The following is a 1,694-nucleotide window of genomic DNA, read 5'->3' on the forward strand; positions in this document are numbered from 1 at the left end:
GGCACGCACTCTCGCTGCACCGGCCGAACGCCGAAGTACGTCCAGTACGAGGGAGTCCGGCCGGCACACCGAGAGCACGCACCAGGACCCGCTCCTTGTTCCACGGAGATCCAAACGACACGGCCTAGCCGCCGATGGCGGACATGGGGCGGTCGGGCTGGACGAAGGCCGGGGCGTCCAGGTCGGGGCTCGCCTTCTTGCCCCACATCGCCGCGCGCCAGAGGTCGGCGAGGGCCTCGTCGGGTTCGCCCGAGCGCAGTGCCGTGCGCAGGTCCGTCTCCTCGCGGGCGAAGAGGCAGTTGCGGACCTGGCCGTCGGCGGTGAGCCGGGTGCGGTCGCAGGCACGGCAGAACGGCCGGGTGACCGAGGCGATCACCCCCACCGTGCCCGGCCCGCCGTCGACCAGCCAGCGTTCCGCCGGGGCCGAACCGCGTCGGGCGCTCCCCTCCGGAGTGAGGGTGAACCGCTCCCCCAGCCGCCGCAGGATGTCCTCGGCGGTGACCAACTCCTCGCGCCGCCAGCCGTGTTGGGCGTCCAGCGGCATCTGCTCGATGAAGCGCAACTGGTAGCCGAGGTCCAGCGCCCAGGCCAGCAGTTCGGGTGCCTCGTCCGCGTTCAGGCCCGGCATCAGCACGGTGTTGACCTTGACCGGAGTGAGGCCGGCGGCGTGGGCGGCGGCCAGTCCTTCGAGTACGTCCCGGTGCCGGTCGCGCCGGGTGAGGGTGCGGAACACCTCCGGGCGGAGCGTGTCCAGGGAGACGTTGACCCGGTCAAGTCCCGCCGTACGCAAGGTTTTCGCGGTGCGGTGGAGCCCGATCCCGTTGGTGGTGAGCGAGATCCGGGGGCGCGGCCGGAGGGCGGCGCAGCGTTCCAGGACGCCGGGCAGTCCGGGCCGCAACAGGGGCTCCCCGCCGGTGAACCGGACCTCGGTGACGCCGAGTTGGGTGACGGCGATCCGTACCAGCCGCACCACCTCGTCATCGGTGAGGAGGTCGGGCTTGGCGAGCCACTGGAGCCCCGCCTCCGGCATACAGTAGGTGCAGCGCAGATTGCACCGGTCGGTGAGGGAGACCCGCAGATCGGTGGCGATCCGCCCGTGTGAGTCGGCCAGCATGGGTTCCGCCTTTCCCGCCGCTACAGGCCTTGAGCTCCTCGGTGATCTCCCCGACGGAGGACTTCGCGTCGCCGAAGAGCTTGGCCGTCCTGGCGTCGTAGTACAGCTCGTTCTCGATGCCGGCGAAGCCCGGGCTCATGCCCCGCTTGAGGACAATGACGGACTTCGCCGAGTCCACGTTGAGGATCGGCATCCCGTAGATCGGCGAGTTGGGGTTGCGGCGGGCCGCCGGGTTGGTGACGTCGTTGGCGCCGATGACCAGCGCCACGTCGGTGCGGCCGAACTCGCCGTTGATGTCGTCCATTTCGCGGAACTGCTCATAGGGCGCCCGGTTCCACGACGACGGTGAGTCCCTGTGAGCGGAGCCGTTCGACGACCTTCGGTACCAGTGCGACTCGGCGTTCCCCCGGTGTGCTCTCCCGGGGGACCCCGATCGATGTCATGCGGACACCACCCGGCGGGCCAACTCGGCGGTCTCGGTGGGGGTCTTGCCGACCTTGACGCCCGCGGCCTCCAGGGCCTCCTTCTTGGCGGCGGCGGTGCCGGAGGAGCCGGAGACGATGGCGCCGGCGTGGCCCAT

At 70.8% G+C, this 1,694-nt stretch carries 3 protein-coding genes and 1 pseudogene; all 4 read right to left on the minus strand.

The genetic code is table 11. The features are described from left to right. Positions 1-124: 124 nt before the first annotated feature. The gene (gene moaA, locus ACFVST_RS29280) at positions 125-1,090 is read right to left on the minus strand and encodes a GTP 3',8-cyclase MoaA (protein WP_390156627.1); all 966 of its coding nucleotides are present in this window, start codon (positions 1,088-1,090) and stop codon (positions 125-127) included. Beyond that, positions 978-1,418 carry an NAD(P)(+) transhydrogenase (Re/Si-specific) subunit beta gene (locus ACFVST_RS29285; protein WP_390156625.1) on the minus strand — a complete coding sequence of 147 codons (441 nt, stop codon included), beginning with the start codon at positions 1,416-1,418 and terminating at the stop codon, positions 978-980. The genes moaA and ACFVST_RS29285 overlap by 113 nt, the downstream gene beginning before the upstream one ends. A 13-nt stretch (positions 1,419-1,431) precedes the next feature. Beyond that, a complete protein-coding gene (locus ACFVST_RS29290) occupies positions 1,432-1,557 on the minus strand; it encodes a hypothetical protein (protein ID WP_390156626.1) in 126 nt (41 codons plus the stop codon). Beyond that, positions 1,554-1,694: pseudogene (locus tag ACFVST_RS29295) on the minus strand (succinate--CoA ligase subunit alpha); the annotation flags it as partial. The pseudogene ACFVST_RS29295 and the gene ACFVST_RS29290, both read right to left, overlap by 4 nt.

Origin of the sequence: Streptomyces sp. NPDC058045, from assembly GCF_042885635.1 — a bacterium.
GTDB lineage: Bacteria > Actinomycetota > Actinomycetes > Streptomycetales > Streptomycetaceae > Streptomyces.